Origin of the sequence: Streptomyces sp. NPDC057136, from assembly GCF_042670885.1 — a bacterium.
GTDB lineage: Bacteria > Actinomycetota > Actinomycetes > Streptomycetales > Streptomycetaceae > Streptomyces.
Genome location: NZ_JBHUUV010000004.1, coordinates 147,696 through 164,008 on the forward strand (window position 1 = coordinate 147,696; position 16,313 = coordinate 164,008).

The following is a 16,313-nucleotide window of genomic DNA, read 5'->3' on the forward strand; positions in this document are numbered from 1 at the left end:
TCGGGCACACGGCACATCGAGAGCATGGGAGAGCTCATGTCGCAGCAGGCCACAGACGTTACTCACCGGTTGATCGCCGGCCCTGCAGGCCGTATCCACATGGTGGAGCAGGGCACCGGACCGCTGGTGTTGCTCGTGCACGGCTTCCCCGAATCCTGGTACTCCTGGCGCCGCCAGCTGCCGGTCCTGGCCGAGTCCGGGTACCGCGCGGTGGCTATCGATGTCCGGGGCTACGGCCGTTCCTCCAAGCCCGCAGGCACCGACGCCTACCGCATGCTGGAGCTGGTGGAGGACAACGTCGCGGTCGTGCATGCCCTGGGCGAACAGTCCGCGGTGATCGTCGGCCACGACTGGGGCGCGACCATCGCTGCCAACTCCGCCCTGGTCAGGCCCGACGTCTTCCGTGCGGTAGGACTGCTCAGCGTTCCCTATGCCCCGCGCGGCGGGCCGCGGCCCAGTGAGGTCTTCGCGCAGATGGGCGGGGAGGAGGAGTTCTACGTCTCCTACTTCCAGGAGCCGGGCCGGGCCGAGGCCGAGATCGAGCCCGACGTACGCGGCTGGCTGGCAGGCTTCTACGCGGCGCTCGACGGGGAAACCATGCCCGGGACCGGCGCCCCCGACCCCCACTTCGTCGCCCGCGGCGGCACGCTGCGCGACCGCTTTCCCACCGGGCCCCGGCCTGCCTGGCTCAGCGAGAACGACCTCGATCTCTACGCCGGCGAGTTCGAGCGGACCGGCATGAGCGGGGCGCTGGGCCGCTACCGGAACATGGACCGGGACTGGGAGGATCTCGCCGACTTCGATGGTGCGCCGATCACTCAACCGTCCTTGTTCGTCGGCGGCAGCCTGGATGCCTCCACGATGTGGATGGCTGACGCAATCAGCGCGTACCCCACCACACTGCCCGGTCTGATGTCCTCTCAGGTCCTCGACGGCTGCGGCCACTGGATCCAGCAGGAGCGCCCTGCCGAGATCAACCGGCTCCTGACCAACTGGCTTTCGTCCCTGCCCGTCTGACCCCTGACGGTGCGGCTCAGCGGAAGGCGGCGGCATGCTCCGAGGCCCATTGCTGAAACGTCCTGGCCGGGGCGCCGATGATCCGGGACGCAGTGTCGCGCACCGTGAGCAGCTCGTCGTTGACATCGCCCCCGTCAGGTCGAGCACCGCGTCCGCCGCTTCGTCGCCCAGGAACACGGCCATGTGACGATGGGCTTCCTCTCGGCTGATCTCGGCGAACGGCACTTCGCGCCCCAGTGCTGCCGCGATGGCCCCGACCTGCTGCCGGGCCGTGATGCGCTCCGGACCGGTCAACGCATACGTTCGCCCTTCGTGACCCGACTCGGTCAGTGCCAACCGAGCCACCGATGCGATGTCTGCGGGGTGGATGGCGGGGAGTCCGATGTCCGCGTACGGCACGCGGACCGCTTCGTGCTCGCGGATCGTTCCCGCCCACCACAGGGCATTCGAGGCGAACTGTGTCGGCCGGAGGATCGTCCACTTCATGCCGCTGTCCTTGAGCAGTCCCTCGACAGCCATGTTCTCGACAGCGGGGCCCAGATGCGGATGAGTCTGGACGGTGATGGACGACACCAGCACTACGTGTTCCACGCCTGCCCGCCGGGCCGCTTCGATGATCTCGGCATCCGAGCCCATGCGTGACACAAGGAACAGCGATCGCACCCCCTCCAACACGGGCTCCAGCGAGGCTGTCCGAGCGAGGTCGCCCGCAACGGCTTCCACCCCTTCCGGGAACGCGGCCCGTGCGATGTCACGAGTGAGTCCCCTCAACGGTCCGGCGCCGAACGCCTGGATTTCCTGCAAGAGGGTGCTGCCTATATTTCCGGTGGCTCCGGTCACGAGGATCATGAGGTCTTCTCCTGTCATCAAGCGGTGATCGACATGCCGTGACGTTAGGACCTCGACCGAGCTTGAGGTCAAGGAGGCTCGGCAGGTGCCGTGAGCCGGGCACGGTCATGCGCCGACGGACCCATCGGTCTGCACGGTGAGGCAGCCGGAGTCACGATCGTCATCGCCGAGATCGGGCCGCGGAGACCGACGCAGTGGACCCCGGCTACGGCGGTATGACGGACAAGACTTCCCCCGACAGCAACACTGACACGCCCCTGATCCGCCTCACCGGCACCGGCGGCATGGCGGGCCTGGTCATTTGCCACCCCAATGGCAGGGAAGGGCGCAGGCTGAAGCGCGAACGGGCGCTGTGAGTGTCTGGAGCTCTTCGGAGATACGGATTCGCTGCACACGGCCGATCATGCGCGGCATGAGACTCCGGACTGTTGTCCTCTATGCATGAAGCTATGGTCCAGGGGGAGTTGGCGGTCCGGGAGAAACCCGGGTACGCCAATGATCTGTGTGTCGAGTGGGGGACGAGCAATGCGTACAGGGGTGTATCTCGCGCATCCGAGGCCGGGAAGCTTCAACCACGCCGTATTTGATGCTGTCGTGGAGGAGCTGCGCGGGCGAGGCTGCCACGTGTTGGCGCACGACCTCTGCGCCGAGGGATTCGAACCGGTGCTGTCCGCCGGTGAGACCGGGACGGTTCAGTCGGCGCCGCTCGCCCAGGACGCGCAGGTCGCGCTGCATCGCGCAGAGGTGGCCACGCTCGATGCCATGGTGTTCGTCCACCCGAACTGGTGGGGCATGCCGCCCGCTGTCCTGACGGGCTGGGTCCAGCGTGTACTTGCGCCCGGTGTCGCCTACAAGCTCGGTACGGCGGAGGGTGAGCCCGCAGGGCTTCTGAAGGCCGGCAGGGCTCTCGTCCTGAACACCTCCGACACTCCTGCCGACCGCGAGGAGAACGAGTTCGGTGACCCGCTGGAGAGAATCTGGTCGACATGCGTCCTGCCGTACGTGGGAGTCGGCGACGTGCGCCGGACTGTCTTCCGTACGGTCACGGGCTCGAGCGATGAAGCGCGGGCGGCGTGGCTGGACCAGGCACGTCGGCAGGCGGCCGCACTGTTGGACTGAGCACGCGCGGAACGCTTCAGCTGTGGTGCGGACGTGTGCGCCTCCGACGGCGGCTGTTGCGCAGAGCCTCCAGGAGCGTTCCGAGGACGAGTGACTGGATCAGCGCGCAGACGATGAGTGTGCCGACGAGGGCCCAGGCCGGGCCGTCCTCCGAATCCCAGACCGCCCCACCGACCGCTGCGGCGAGGAGTGAAGCGGGGGCGGTGAGGAAAGCGGGCCACACCCAGATGAACCCGGGGTCGGAACTGAACAGCGTAACGGCCGTGGCCATGGCGACGGAGGCGCCGACGAGCCCGGTCTCGTCGGCGACCAGTTCGGGGACCGGAATGCTCGGTGCCGCAGAGACCCCCAGCAACACCAGTCAGAGCGGCGCCCAGGCCACCGCACGCAGCCATCCCTTCCCGGACCGGCTCCGCCTCACCTGCTCCCCCTTCTGCGCAGCCACCTTCGGCCCCCTCTCTTCTCTCCGGGAGCATTGAGCCACACGCCGCTGACCTGGTGGCAGGCGGGGATGCGGCAGTGTCGTACCTGGGCCCGGCTGCCGGACTTCGGCAACCTCGGCGGCCGGCGCACAGCCGCACGTACACGTGGAAAGGAATCGTAACCGAGTTACAAACATTCTTGGGTTGCATTATTGTGGTGGTATGCCTCGCTCCGACTCCGTACTCACTGATGCCCTCGACCAGGAACGGTCCTTCCACGACGCCTGCCGCACCGCGCTCGACGCCATGATCGACGGTGCGCAGGAACAGGTGGTCGTCGGCGAGGACGTCTCCGCGTCCGGCGCCGACGCCGAAGTGCTCGGCTACCAGCTGCGGACCCAGGCGAAAGAGTTCCGGGAGTTGCCCGAAGGGCCGCTGTTCTTCGGACGCCTCGACTTCACCCCGGGCTCCGAGACAGCGGGCGACCACGCCGGTCAGCAGTACCACATCGGGCGTCTGCGCATCACGTCGCATCCGTCCTCACCGCCGCTCGTCGTCGACTGGCGCGCCCCCGTCGCCCGGGCGTTCTACCAGGCCAGTCCCCACGACCCGCAAGGTGTCGCGGTCCGGCGCCGCTTCGGCTGGTCGTACGCGAGCCGCGGCCACTCCTCCGACCTGACCAGCATCGAGGACGAGCACCTCGGCGCGGGGGAGACGCGGGAGAGCAGCATCGTCGCCGGAGAGATCGAGCGTCCGCGCATCGGGCCCATGCGCGACATCGCCGCCACCATTCAGCCCGAGCAGGATCACCTCGTACGGGAGGACCTCGCCACCACCTTCTGCGTCCAGGGCGCCCCCGGCACCGGCAAGACCGCGGTCGGGCTGCACCGGGCCGCGTACCTCCTCTACACCTACCCGCAGCGCATCCAGCGCGGCGGGATGCTGATCCTCGGCCCCAACCGGACGTTTCTCTCCTATATCTCCGAAGTGCTGCCCGCCCTCGGCGAGACCAGCGTGAGGCAGTCCACCCTCGACGACGAGATCGCCCGCCACCTGGTCACGGCGCACGACAGTGAGCACGCGGCAACCCTCAAGCACGACATCCGCCTGGCCGAAGTCCTGCGCCGCGCGCTGTACGCGCGAGTGAGTCCGGAGCCGGCGCAGTCCATCGCGCTGGCGGACGGCTCGTACCGTTGGCGCGTCTCGGCCGACGAACTGGCACAGATCGTCCGGGACGTACGCGCTGAGGAACCTCCGTACGCGGTGGGGCGCGACCGGGTTCGCGCCCGTATCGTCCGCCGCATCCAGCAACAGGCCGAGCACCGTGCCGGTCCGTGTACCAACCTCTGGGTCCAGAAGGTTTCCCGAGCCCGCCCGCTCACCGCGGTGCTCGACGCCGTATGGCCCGCCGTGCAGGCCGAGGAGATCCTCGCGGACCTGCTCACCCACCCGGATCTGCTTGCCGTCGCGGCCGAGGGCGCCCTCGACGCGGGCGAGCAGAGCGCTCTCCTCTGGGCCAAGCCGCCGCGTTCCCATAAATCGGCCCGCTGGTCAGCGGCCGATCTCGTACTCCTCGACGAACTTGCCGGCTTGATCGAGCGCCCGGCCGGCTACGGGCACATCGTGATCGACGAGGCGCAGGATCTTTCCCCCATGCAGTGCCGCGTCATCGCTCGACGCTCGCCCTTCGGCTCGCTCACCGTCCTCGGCGACCTCGCCCAGGGCACCACCCCGTGGGCCGCGCGCGACTGGCCGCGACTCCTCGCCCACTTGGGCAAACCCGAAGCCGTCATCACCCCTCTGACCACCGGCTTCCGCGTCCCTGTCGCTGTCGCCGAACTCGCCAACCTTCTGCTGGGGCATCTCGACGTGGACGTACCGCCGTCCCGCTCCCTGCGCCGCGACGGCGAGGCGAGTATCGCGCGGACCGACGACACGGCCGCCGCCACCGTCGAGGCCGTGAACACAGCGCTGGCGCACGCCGGTTCCATCGGTGTCGTCGCGGCCGACGCCGAGTCGCAGGGGCTGTACGACGCCCTCACCGCGGCCGGGATCACTGCCTCCGGGCCGGACACCCTGGGCGCTCGCGTCACCGTGGTGCCGGCCTCCGCAGTCAAGGGCCTGGAGTACGACCACGTCGTCGTGGTCGAGCCCGCTGCCATCGTCCAAGCCGAGCCCCGCGGTCTGAACCGCTTGTACGTGGCGCTCACCCGGGCCGTCTCCCGCTTGCACATCGTGCACTCCAGACCCCTGCCGCTCGCTCTGGCGGAAGATCCCCACGAGGCTGTCCCCTCCCTCCGTACACGCAAATGTGCCTGCACAGCACTGTTCCCATACGGTGGGCGCTCCGAGCAGGACCAGCCGTGACCGGTGGTCGAGGGCTGATGGCCGCCCGCGAAGGGTCCCGGCAGCACGGCACGACGCCCTGGGCAGGGTGCCCAAACAGGTCGACACCCGTCCCGCACCACAGGAATCGCTGCCGGCGTATCCACGGACGTACCTGCGTCGATGCCGATCCGGGTGAGGTGGCCCGTACGGCCGGGACCGCCTCCCGCGACGGTCAGCACCATGTCATCAAACGTGGCGATGGCGTTCCACGCGCGATCGAAGAGGTACGCGGTCTCGCTGAACGAACTGGCCGACCTCTCCCTGCTCGCCGAGCCGTTCCCCGAGCAGGGCCCGGACCCCAAGACCATCGAAGAACGAGCAGAGCCTCTCCGTCCGGCCTGTCCCTGGCGGACGTCGGCACCATCGTGGGCAACGAACCCTTCGCCGCGCAGATCCTGGCCTACTGCGCCGAACTCGGCCTGGACCCGGAGCAGATGAAGACGCACGGCGGCTCGATCGCCCTCGTCGAGCCGTACGGCGCGGCCGGAGCCCGCCTGACCACCACCGCACTCACCACACTGCGCCAGGACGACCTCACCACGGTTCTGATCACGGTCGTCGCCGCAGGCGGCCAGGGCATGGCGATGCTACTGGAACGCACCTCATAGACCCCGGAGCCGTACGCTGCGCGCCCGGGTGGCTCGGTGTGAACTGGGAGTGCTCTGGCCTCACCGAGTCCGCGCCGTCGGCAGGCGCAGGTCCGTGCAGCCGTGCCGCGCGGCCGAACGCTCCGCGAACTCCCGGAACGCGGGCAGTCCGAAGGTCTCCCTGCCCTTCTCTCCAGGGAGCCACACGGTGGCTGCCTCGGGTGGCACGTATCCGCTGAAGAGGGCCCGCTCGGAGTCGCCGGGGCAGCGGGCACTCGCCCACAACGTGCCGTCGTGAGTCCCGGCCTGCTCGTGGGTGTCGTACGTGGAATCCCCGCCCCGGGCACGCAGCGCGTAGGGGCCGAAATGAGCGGCGAAGACGTAGCGTGCGTCGAAGTAGTGAGAGGCCCCGACCTTGCACATCTCGTACAGGCCACGGTCACCGGCCGTGGTCTCCTCCACGGTGTCCAGCCGCTGGTCGCGGCCGAAGGGAAGCCCTGCGCACGTGCCGTCCGCGCCCGTGGTCGGTTCCTCCGTGGTGACCGGGGGCAGGGCCCGCAGGGGCTTGCCCCCTTCGGTCGTGCAGCCCCAGTGCGTCGCTGCCTTGACGGCCGTCGCGGTGGCGAACCGGGCCCAGTACACGTCCTCTTCGAGCCACCCGCTCTCCTCCTCCTGCCGCGCTTCCTGCACGTCGGAGGTCCTCGAAATGTATGAGTCGATGGTCACCGAGACGACATCATCGCTGCCTTGACAACCGACCAGCACCCGGACCGAATGGCCGTCGGCAACACCACGCCAGCCCCCGGTCAATGGCATGGGCAACCGACTGCCGCCGAAGGGCGGCAGGATCTCCTCCATGTCCTGGCTCCCGAGCTCCTCGCCGCGAAGGAGCGCCACGGTCACCTCTCGTCGGTGGTCGCCCAACAGGCAGGCGTGTGCGTCGCGGCCGACGGTGCGATCGTTCCGCAGTTCCAGGCCGGGCCAAAGGCCCTCGAACAGAGGGCTCTTCTCGTGGGCCAGCACACCCCCGCAGTACGTCTCCATGGCCTTGTCGAATCGCCAGCGGGCTCCTGTGTCGCTCTCCCGCCACCAGATCCAGCTCGCCAGCAGGCCCAGGACCAGCACCCCCGCTATCCATGCGGTCCACCGGACAACTGCGGTACGTGCCATGCCTTGCCTCACTTCTTCGCTTGCCGGGCGTTCCGTTCCGGGGTCGGATCGGCCTGGCCGGCCGAACATTATGCGGAGGATGCCGGCCGCCCCCTCGGAACGGGGGACATCCCTCCGTGGGAACGGTCGGGTGCTACTTCAGTTTGTACGAGCAGGGCTTGCCCGAGTCGTCCTTGCTCTCGGCGACCTTCTTGCCATCGACGGTGATCGAGCACTGAGCGGCGACGATCTTGCCGTCGGGCCGGGTCATGTTGCCGGGCGTGACGATTACCAGCCGGCCGACCTGCTGCTCGGCGCCCCGTGCGGCGATGGTGGCCGTCTTCGTCCAGGGCAGGGTCACCTGCTCGAAGCCCGAGTCGTCGAGGGTGAACATGACGTTGCCCGTGCCCGTGCCCTTGACCTCGATCGTCACCTCGTGCGGAGCGCCCTGCTTCACGGCGCCACTGCCGGAGTCCTTTGGCTTCTCGGACTGTTGAGCGGTGGGGGTCTTCCCCTTGCTCTCGCTCGCGGACTCCGCCTCGCCGCCGCCACATCCCGTCAACAAGGCTGTGGCCAGGACGAAGGCCGTTGCGGTGAGTGTCTTTCGCATTGTGTTCCCCATGATCGAATTCCTTGGCGTGATTGACCCGCCGAGGTCTTGGAAGATCCTAACCAGTGCGTTGTTGGAGTCCGTTCCGACGAAGGGGGCGCCGCTCATGCCAAGATGCCGTCGAGGCACGCACCGAGCCCCGGGGACCAGAGGCTTCGCGAGGGTCGGTGCCGGACCGCAGGAATCTCAAGGGCCTTCGGCTTCACCCACGGGGGTTTTCTGGTGCTCGATCGTGAGCCGTTCACCATGCCTGTGTCCGAGTCAACACTTCGGCGATGACCTGCTGTTCAACGCCTGGGACTGACGAGCGATGTCCTTCGGCGGCGCGCGTTCGACGGCCGATCGGGGGGGCGTCAGCGGGACGTTAGTGGGACGTCAGCAGGACGGCAGAGCGCGGTCGCAAGCTGAGAGCAGACCAGATGTTCGCATCGGACATCGACCGCGTACTGACCGCATCACACGGGGAGCCCCACATGCGTACCTCCATCCGCCGTCCGGCCGTTCTCGCCGCGACCGCCGTAGCCGTCCTCAGCATGGCGCTCACCGCCTGCGGCGGCGACGACAACGCGAAGGGCGACGCGGGTGCGGGCACGACCGGTTCGACCACTGCCGGCTCGGGCACGTCCGGTTCGGACACGGGCGGCTCGGGCACCTCCGGTTCGGACACGGGCGGCTCCGCCGATGCTGCCACGATGGCAGGTGCCAAGAAGAGCGCCGTCAAGGCCCCGGCCTGCACCGTCAACGATGTGAAGGTCACCGCGGCCAAGCAGGACGGTGTGCCCACCACACACATCACGCTGACGGCGAAGAACATCTCGGGCCACACCTGCACGCTGCTGCAGTACCCGCTGATCGGGTTCGGTGACCTTCCCCAGACCTCGAAGGACGTTCCGCCGGTCGCCAAGAGCAAGCCGGGCACGCCCATCGTGCTCCAGGCCGGCGCCCCGGCGTACGCGGCCGTGCGGATCAACAACGGTGGCGTCGACGAGGAGAACCACGCCGTCACCTCCTTCTACGTGAACCTCTTCGCCTCCGACGGCCCCGCCGAGGGCAGCAAGACCGTCACCGCGCCCAATGGCGGCATCGCGGTCGACGACGCGGCCGCGAAGACCGGCTACTGGACGTACGAGCTGCGCAACGGCGCCGACGACTTCTAGAGCTCAGCGCACGGTCCGCAGTCCGCAGTCCGCAGTCCGCAGTACCGCGTCCATCCGCTCCCCGAGCGGGTGGACGCGTTCCGCTGACGTGACAGCCCCGGCCCTTCCCGTTTCCATCAGGAGGCATCATGCAACGACGTACTTTCCTCACAGGCACCCTGTTGGGCGCGGCGTTCGCCGCCGCGCCGCTCTACGCCACGATGGCGGCGGCCGCCCCGGTCGGTTCCCTGGCAGACCTTCAGAAAGCGATCGACCGGGCGGTTCCCGGCGATCAGATCGTCCTGGCCAACGGTACGTACACCGTCCCGTCGGGCGGCGCGATCAGCGTTTCGGGCAAGCACGGCACTGCTGACGCACCGATCACCATCGTCGCGGAATCCCGCGGCGGCGTGGTGTTGCGGGGAGAGCGCGGCTTCGTCTTCAGCAACGCGAGCAACATCACAGTGAGAGACTTCGCCTTCCGGCAGAGCACATCATTGGAGATCCCGGCTGGTTGTACGCGTATCCGGCTGACCCGTAACGACTTCGGATTCACCGATGTCGGCAGCGGATTCGACTGGGTCGTCGTGCGGGGCGACGACGTCAAGATCGACCGGAATCGCTTCCACGACAAGACGACCGAGGGCATCTTCCTCGTCGTGGACGGTCCCGGCGCGACCGCCATGGCCCAGCGGCTGAGCATCTTCAGGAACCACTTCTCCGACCACAGCTTCGCCGGTGGCAACGGCGGCGAGTCGATCCGGCTCGGCTTCAGCGGACGGGCGCTGTCCAGCGCCAACGCGGTCGTGGAGCACAACTTGTTCGAGCGGTGCGACGGAGACCCCGAGGCCATCTCGGTGAAGTCCTCGGACAACACCATCCGGTACAACACCATCCGCGACAGCCGCGGCGGCATCGTGCTGCGGCACGGCAACCACTCCAGGGTGGAGGGCAATTACCTGATCGACGGCGTCAACGGAGTGCGGGTGTACGGCAACGACCATCTGGTCGTCAACAACTACCTCGGCGGCCTGTCGGACCGCGCCCTGGTGATCGGCAGCGGCACCACCCGCGACCACCACGCAGGCGAGACGACCGAGGAAAGGCGCGGCAACGACGCATGCGACCGCGCGGTGATCGTGCACAACACCCTGGTCGGCAATGTCAAAACGCTTTCGGGAGAGACTCGGGACTACGAGCCGCGGAGCGTGGTCATCGCCGACAACCTCCTGGTAGGCAGTGCCGGCAGCCTGGTCGCGATGGGTAAGACCACCGGCTTCACCTGGCAGAGCAACATCCTGTGGGGCGCGGCGACCAACGGCAACATCCCCGCCGGCGGCTACCGCCGGGTCGACCCGCTCCTTCGGCAGGAGTCCGACGGGATCTTCCGGCTGTCGTCGGGCAGCCCCGCGATCAATGCGGCAACGCTGGGGAGCCCCTCCGTGGCCGATGACATCGACGGCCACCCGCGAGGCAGCACACGTGACGTCGGCGCCGACGAGTATGCGAGCGTGGCCCCCGTCCGCCGTCCCCTCACGGCAGCCGATGTGGGTCCGAACGCGTCGTGAGCGACCACCGGTAACGAGGAGGGGCAGCCGGTCTCGGCTGCCCCTCCTCGCCTCGCCGGCCACGGATGGCCGGACCGGTGAGTGATCAGTTCAGACGGCGGCGGAACCACCAGGCGCAGAATCCGACGAGGCCAAGGGCGACGCCGAGACAGATCGCCGTCTCGGCCCATTGCAGGGTCCAGAAGTTGCCGGCGGGCTGATGGGTCGCCTGCTGCCGGTAGCCGAGTTTGCCGAGGTCGGCGACGCAGCCGTCGACCTTCTCCCTGGGCGGCATGCCCGACTCGGGGCTCAGACAGTCGGCGAAGGACGACGGTACGGAGGCCGGCTGACCGGCGGCGTCCAGCGTCTGTTCGGAGGTGAGCCAGCCACCGGGTTCCTCGAGCGGTACGACGATCTCCTTGCCCTCCTCCTGGATACCGAGGTGGGTACCGGATGCGATCGGCATAGTGGTCCGGTCCGACGTGGCCAGGTGGGGCCGGACCCAGAACGGCACGGCAAGCTGCACGACGGTGTAGACGGCCGGCGTGGTCGCCATCGCGGGCAGGGTACGGCGCGCCGGCTTCAGCCGCGCTCCGTGAGCAGGGTTGCCAGATGGTCCGCGAAATCGGTGAGCCAGTCCAGTTGTGGCCCACTGCGTGCCCTGCGAAATCCGTGACGGCGGCCCCAGAACGAGGCCTGGACAGCGTGGAGTTGGGCCCAGCGCTGGACGCGTTCGCGATCGAGTTCCGCAGCATCGACGAAGATGTCCAGAGCACGATGGGCCGTCGCTCGTAGGTCGTCCGCTTCGAGGAGCGTCAGCGCACGTGACTTCAACAGGGTGCCGCCGTCGTAGGCGGGGTCTCCCACGTACCCCTTGGGGTCGACGGCCAGCCAGGGTTCGCGCTCGGCGCCCAGGATGTTTCCTGCGTGGAGGTCCCCGTGGACGAGGGTGTCCGGCTGAACGCGGGCCAACTCACGGACGGTCGCCACCGCCGCGTCGACGACGTAAGGCGACAGAGTGTGCGTCAGCTCCTCGGCATCCTTGCGCAGCTGCTCCTCCCACGCACCGGCCCGGTCCTGCAGCCGGGGCAGACCGGGTGGCGCGGAAATGGCCAGCCGACGGCTGATTCGCCCCGCGATCTTCACCACCTCGTCGTCGTCTTCGACCTCCGCCAGCGTCGATGACTGGCCCCGCTCCAGCAGCATCGCGAAGCGCTCGTCATCACGCTCGTGCAGCAGGACGGCTCCCCGCCCGCCCCAGGCTGCGAAGGCGTCCGGCTCGTGGACGTTGCCGGGATGCGGGAAGGACACCTTCAGCACAGCGGCCCCCGTGGCCTGCCGTAGCACCGGGACAATGACTCCGACGCCCCCATGCATGACCTCGCCGTCCGGCACGCATCCCCAGCACTGCAGCAACTCGTCCACAATGCCGGGAAGTTCGGCGAGCCATGCCGCTCCGGGTTCTCCCTCGCGCTCGATGGTGCTCCGCGAGAATGCCTCTGGTGTCCCAATCATCCAGGCACCTTACGCGTCGGCTCGACGTGGCTACAGGGCCAGTCACCGGTGGCACCTCGTGGTGGACTGCGACCTCTCCTCGGTTGCTGGATCAGTCAGGCGCCAGACCTTGGTCACAGCCTTCTTCGACGCAGAGATCCGGAGGGCCGCCCGGGGAGTAATCCTGCGGGTGGTGGACCCGTTGTGCCCGGACGATGACGGTCCGTGTGTGTTGTCTTCCGGCTGTCCTGCAAATAGGGCGCTCCACACACTGACGTGCGGGGGAGGGAACTCCCGCACCGGGCGAGCCCGAACTGGCGCCGGGTTCCGAGTTCGGCTTCTTCGACGACTCCGGCTTCGACGTCGCGATTGCCGAGCTCACCAGCCTCAAGCGGCCCCGGACCTCGTCCACTCGAACCCGAGAACTACGCGTCTCGCCACGCATCGGTGACACAGGCTTCCTCGAAGTGCCACCAGCCCTGTTCCCGGCCGCGGACCAGCAACGCCTTGACCTGACCGAGGTCCGCATCCGCCGGCACGGTGAGTGCCACCAGGGGCAGTTCCTCGCTGAACACCTCCCCGACCAAGCCGAACGGAGCCAACCGCTGATACACGGCTTCGGCGCTTCGCCCCAACGGTCCGCTGGGAACAGACAGGACTCGGACGGTGCAGTTGCCCGATGCCTTCACTCGCTCCCTGGCCCAGTGGAGGCCATCGGCATCAGTAACGAACCGAACTGTCTCGCCCTGAGCGACGCCGTCCTGCAGGAAAGGCACGTTCTCCACCCGGGCGGTGTCCTCACTCAGGCGCGTGGCCCACAGCCCCTCGGTGTCGTAGGGGAGCCAGCCCTCTCGCGGCACGAATCGGTACCACACCTTGATCTGGTTCTTTTCGACAGGGTCCCGCTCCGGAGCAGCCATGGAGTTCATGACCACATGATCTCCTTCCCGAACGTCGGCAGTCCTTACGCAGTAGCCCGAGAGCCTGCGGTGTGATCCAGATCGTCGGCCGGCGCACCCGTGACCTCGGCCGCGACACCAGGATCGAGCACATGGCCTCCGCGCGCTCAAGGAAGCGGTCTCACGACTACTTCCTCAGGGTCGCTACCGAAAGCGCTGCCCGAGGTCAGCCCTTCGACGAAAGACCGGAAGTCGCCGGCCAGCGCGAGCTCCGAGCTGAGTTCTGTATCGAACAAGGTCACCGAGGGCTCGCCCCTCCTGCCGCAAGCACGGTAGTCGAGCCCGACCCAGCAGTGCCCATCGCCGGAGAGCAGCACGATCGGCGAGGGCAGCTCCCACTCTTCGACCAAGTACGGGGTGTCGAGCAACGAGGACATCCGTTCGCGTCGGCCGATGCCCATCAAGTCAGGGAAGGGGATGTGGTCTTCACTCCACGAAGTTGGTTGGCTGGTGGGGAACACGTTGCGGTCGGCAGCCGTGCTGCCGCCGTTCTGAACCCGCAAAAGTTCGAGCAATGTGGAGGGCAGGCTCACGCCGAGTTCGCGCTCGGCCTCCTGCACCGTCTCGTCGGTCAAGGGTGGCTGGACGCCATAATCGCCAACGCCCCAGAACACCGTCTTGACCGCATCGAATCGCACCATGGCCAGCAGCCTACGTCTGAGCTGTTCTGGTCTTATCTCCAAGATCAATTCATAGTCCGGCATAAGAAGAAGCGGCCTGCCTTCGGCCTCACGGCGTGCGTCGCCTGCAGCGCCGCGTCCAGCCGCCGATGAGCGCTCAGTGTCCTCGGTGTACTCGGCCTGCCACACCCGGCCTCAACGCTGTTCCTCGTCGAGCAGGCCGCGCTCCAACGCTTCGGGGACGCACTCGGACGGGATCGTGTCCGCCGCCAGGTAATCGGCGTACTCGCGTTCAACGTTCTCGATGCGGTCCAGGATCCGGGTGCATTCCCGTTCCTGCTGGGTGGGCTTGCTGTCGGCTTTCGTGGCCTGGATGGTACAGATGCCGCCGGTGATGGCCGCCGCGACTGCCGCGGCGCAGGCTGCTACCTGTCTGGCGCTCATGCGCCGACCACGCCGGTGATGACGCCTCTGGCGTGTGGTCATGGTGAGTCTCCTGGTGGTTGGGGCTTCACCCCGAACCTGTCCGCTACGAGGTGACCGTGCGGGTCGCAGTCCTCAACGAGTGGCTGTGACCAGCACTTTCACAAGAGTCCCTAGGCGCGGAAGGCCTTCCGAAGGAGTTCGCCGAACTGGGCGGGATGTGTGGTCAGGCCGGTGTGCCCACCGGGGAAGTGCAGGAGTTCTGTGCTGAGATGCTCGGCCAGGAAGGCGGCCGGGCGGTAGGGCAGCTCGCCGCGTGAGTCCTGGCCGCAGGCGAGCACGAGCCGGTTCGACAGCGCCTCCAGCCGGCGGATGTCCGGGGCGTAGGACATGAAGCTGGGCACGATGCGCCCGACGAAGTACGGCAGGTTGGCCATGGTCTGCTCGGCCCGCCCCGCTGCTTGCGGTGGAAGCTCGATCTGGGCCTTCGGCTCGGTGGTGTCGCCGTCCTTCTTCAGACCCGCAGCGAACACGGCCATCGCCGGCATGAGCCCCTGTGTGCGGAAGGTTTCCTGCACGCGCGCGATGAGCGCGCGATGTTCGGAGGCATCCGGCAGGACCTCCACAACCGGCGGCTCGTGCGCCACGAGGCGCTGGACGCGTTCAGGATGGGCGGTGAGCAGATGCAGGGCGGCGATCGCGCCCGAACTGGCGCCGAACACCCGGGCCGGCTTCTCGGGCGACAGTAGTTCCAGCATCCGGAACGCATCGTCGGCGTGTTCGGCCACTTGCTGCTCGGCCTCGGGGTCGTCCAGAGCGCTTCGGGACATGCCTCGCGGGTCGTAGGTCGCGACGGTGTATTCGGCGGCGAGGTCGTCGGCGATGCCATCGAAGGAGGCCGCTCCGCCCGCCCCGCCGGGGATCAGCAGCAGGAGGGGGCCCTGTCCGCGTACTTCGTAGTGCAGGGTCGCGCCGTTCACGCGCAGGCTGCCGAGGGTCGGGGTGATCATGAGGGGTCTCCTTCTCGGGACGGGGGCCAGTGCTCCAGGAGGGTGTGCAGGGCGTCGAGGGCGCGGACCCAGGAGTGCTGCGGCGAACGCTCGTGCGCGAACCCGCCCGCCGCCTCCAACGCGACAAACCCGTGGAACGTGCTGCGCAGCAACCGGACCGCGTCGGTCAGATCGGGCTCGGCCAGTCCGTAGCCGCGCAGCATGCCGTAGGTCAGCTCGACCGCGCGCCGCGGACCGGGCGCTCTTGCGGCCAGCTCAGGGTCGATCTGGATCGGGGTCTGCGTCGCCATGTAGCGGCCCGGATGCTGGCGGGCGTACTCCCGCCAGGCGTTCGCAAACGCGACAAGCGCATCCTTGCCCGCCCGCCCGGCGGTCGCCTCCGCGATACGGATGGTCTTCTCGTCCGCCGCCAGCAGCGCGATCCGCCCGCGCAGATCCTCCAGACTGCGGACGTGCGAGTAGAGGCTCGCATCCTTCACTCCGAGCCGCCGCGCCACCTGCGACATGGTCACCCGGTCAAGCCCGACCTCGTCCGCCAGCTCGGCGCCCGCAATCGTCACCCGCTCCGCCGTCAACCCGGCCCGCGCCATGCGCCCTCCCCATGTTCCTAGGAGCTCTAGTTATAAACTAGGAGCCCTAGGAATGGCAACGGGGGCGTCCGCATGGTCAGAACGGCTGTCGCTCGGCCTGCAGGAGTCGTGACAGCCGTAGCCCACGGCGCTGTTCGCCGACGGGAAGCAGGTTGCGAGGTCTGCTCGGCCCCACTGAGCTCGTCGGCCGGGTGGCGGTGATCGCGGTGGTGGGTATACCGCGGTGCTGTGCGGCACGGAACCACGCGGTGCGGAGACCGGGGGTTGAGCCGCCGTACCACCCTCACGGTCACGGCATTCGGGCGCTCAATGTGTGCACAATCCGGGTGAGGACTTTCTCGCTCCAGTTCTGGTCCGACTTCGGGTACTCACCGACGCCGTCCGCGGTGGACA

17 protein-coding genes and 1 pseudogene are annotated in these 16,313 nt (G+C 68.2%); 7 read left to right on the plus strand and 11 right to left on the minus strand.

Annotated elements, in window-relative coordinates:
- Nucleotides 1–36: 36 nt before the first annotated feature.
- Nucleotides 37–1,017: an alpha/beta hydrolase gene (locus ACFT7S_RS06945; RefSeq protein WP_382728029.1), complete on the plus strand. Its 981-nt coding sequence runs from the start codon at nucleotides 37–39 to the stop codon at nucleotides 1,015–1,017.
- A gap of 16 nt (nucleotides 1,018–1,033) precedes the next feature.
- Here ACFT7S_RS06945 and ACFT7S_RS06950 read toward each other — a convergent pair.
- Nucleotides 1,034–1,866: pseudogene (locus ACFT7S_RS06950) on the minus strand (NAD(P)H-binding protein).
- Nucleotides 1,867–2,081: 215 nt separating this feature from the next.
- Between ACFT7S_RS06950 and ACFT7S_RS06955 the strand changes: the two are divergent.
- The gene (locus tag ACFT7S_RS06955) at nucleotides 2,082–2,222 is read left to right on the plus strand and encodes a hypothetical protein (RefSeq protein WP_382728031.1); all 141 of its coding nucleotides are present in this window, start codon (nucleotides 2,082–2,084) and stop codon (nucleotides 2,220–2,222) included.
- A 169-nt stretch (nucleotides 2,223–2,391) separates the two neighbouring features.
- A complete protein-coding gene (locus ACFT7S_RS06960; protein ID WP_382728034.1) occupies nucleotides 2,392–2,985 on the plus strand; it encodes an NAD(P)H-dependent oxidoreductase in 594 nt (197 codons plus the stop codon).
- A 16-nt stretch (nucleotides 2,986–3,001) separates the two neighbouring features.
- Here the strand turns inward: ACFT7S_RS06960 and ACFT7S_RS06965 are convergent, their stop codons facing one another.
- Nucleotides 3,002–3,343 (minus strand): SCO4225 family membrane protein, encoded by a 342-nt coding sequence (locus tag ACFT7S_RS06965; RefSeq protein WP_382728037.1) that lies wholly within the window; start codon nucleotides 3,341–3,343, stop codon nucleotides 3,002–3,004.
- 286 nt (nucleotides 3,344–3,629) lie between these two features.
- Between ACFT7S_RS06965 and ACFT7S_RS06970 the strand changes: the two genes are divergently transcribed.
- On the plus strand, nucleotides 3,630–5,774 hold the full coding sequence (locus ACFT7S_RS06970) for a HelD family protein (protein ID WP_382728040.1): 2,145 nt from the start codon (nucleotides 3,630–3,632) through the stop codon (nucleotides 5,772–5,774).
- Between the two features lie 386 nt (nucleotides 5,775–6,160).
- Complete coding sequence (locus ACFT7S_RS06975; RefSeq protein ID WP_382728043.1) at nucleotides 6,161–6,403, plus strand: hypothetical protein; 243 nt, start codon at nucleotides 6,161–6,163, stop codon at nucleotides 6,401–6,403.
- Between the two features lie 60 nt (nucleotides 6,404–6,463).
- Here the strand turns inward: ACFT7S_RS06975 and ACFT7S_RS06980 are convergent, their stop codons facing one another.
- Nucleotides 6,464–7,552 (minus strand): hypothetical protein, encoded by a 1,089-nt coding sequence (locus ACFT7S_RS06980; protein ID WP_382728044.1) that lies wholly within the window; start codon nucleotides 7,550–7,552, stop codon nucleotides 6,464–6,466.
- A 133-nt stretch (nucleotides 7,553–7,685) separates the two neighbouring features.
- On the minus strand, nucleotides 7,686–8,141 hold the full coding sequence (locus ACFT7S_RS06985; RefSeq protein WP_382728047.1) for a hypothetical protein: 456 nt from the start codon (nucleotides 8,139–8,141) through the stop codon (nucleotides 7,686–7,688).
- A gap of 473 nt (nucleotides 8,142–8,614) precedes the next feature.
- Here ACFT7S_RS06985 and ACFT7S_RS06990 point away from each other — a divergent pair, with 473 nt between their 5' ends.
- Both ACFT7S_RS06990 and ACFT7S_RS06995 read left to right on the plus strand, forming a co-directional pair.
- Nucleotides 8,615–9,298: a DUF4232 domain-containing protein gene (locus ACFT7S_RS06990; RefSeq protein WP_382728050.1), complete on the plus strand. Its 684-nt coding sequence runs from the start codon at nucleotides 8,615–8,617 to the stop codon at nucleotides 9,296–9,298.
- 128 nt (nucleotides 9,299–9,426) lie between these two features.
- Entirely contained in the window at nucleotides 9,427–10,845 is a 1,419-nt protein-coding gene (locus ACFT7S_RS06995) for a chondroitinase-B domain-containing protein (RefSeq protein WP_382728052.1), read from the plus strand.
- A gap of 85 nt (nucleotides 10,846–10,930) precedes the next feature.
- On the opposite strand, the gene ACFT7S_RS07000 is transcribed toward ACFT7S_RS06995, so the two are convergent.
- The 7 genes from ACFT7S_RS07000 to ACFT7S_RS07030 all read right to left on the minus strand — a co-directional run bounded on the left by ACFT7S_RS07000 (nucleotide 10,931) and on the right by ACFT7S_RS07030 (nucleotide 15,920).
- Nucleotides 10,931–11,380, minus strand: a complete 450-nt coding sequence (locus tag ACFT7S_RS07000; RefSeq protein WP_382728054.1) for a hypothetical protein — start codon at nucleotides 11,378–11,380, stop codon at nucleotides 10,931–10,933.
- A 26-nt stretch (nucleotides 11,381–11,406) separates the two neighbouring features.
- The gene (locus tag ACFT7S_RS07005) at nucleotides 11,407–12,339 is read right to left on the minus strand and encodes an aminoglycoside phosphotransferase family protein (protein WP_382728057.1); all 933 of its coding nucleotides are present in this window, start codon (nucleotides 12,337–12,339) and stop codon (nucleotides 11,407–11,409) included.
- Between the two features lie 404 nt (nucleotides 12,340–12,743).
- Nucleotides 12,744–13,247, minus strand: coding sequence for a DUF4265 domain-containing protein (locus tag ACFT7S_RS07010; RefSeq protein WP_382728060.1), 504 nt, complete (start codon nucleotides 13,245–13,247; stop codon nucleotides 12,744–12,746).
- Between the two features lie 137 nt (nucleotides 13,248–13,384).
- Nucleotides 13,385–13,918 (minus strand): SMI1/KNR4 family protein, encoded by a 534-nt coding sequence (locus ACFT7S_RS07015; RefSeq protein ID WP_382728062.1) that lies wholly within the window; start codon nucleotides 13,916–13,918, stop codon nucleotides 13,385–13,387.
- A gap of 174 nt (nucleotides 13,919–14,092) precedes the next feature.
- Nucleotides 14,093–14,383, minus strand: coding sequence for a hypothetical protein (locus ACFT7S_RS07020; protein WP_382728065.1), 291 nt, complete (start codon nucleotides 14,381–14,383; stop codon nucleotides 14,093–14,095).
- 110 nt (nucleotides 14,384–14,493) lie between these two features.
- Nucleotides 14,494–15,330, minus strand: coding sequence for an alpha/beta fold hydrolase (locus ACFT7S_RS07025; protein ID WP_382728067.1), 837 nt, complete (start codon nucleotides 15,328–15,330; stop codon nucleotides 14,494–14,496).
- Nucleotides 15,327–15,920, minus strand: a complete 594-nt coding sequence (locus tag ACFT7S_RS07030; protein ID WP_382728070.1) for a TetR/AcrR family transcriptional regulator — start codon at nucleotides 15,918–15,920, stop codon at nucleotides 15,327–15,329. Before ACFT7S_RS07030 ends, ACFT7S_RS07025 begins: the two co-directional genes overlap by 4 nt.
- Between the last annotated feature and the right edge of the window lie 393 nt (nucleotides 15,921–16,313).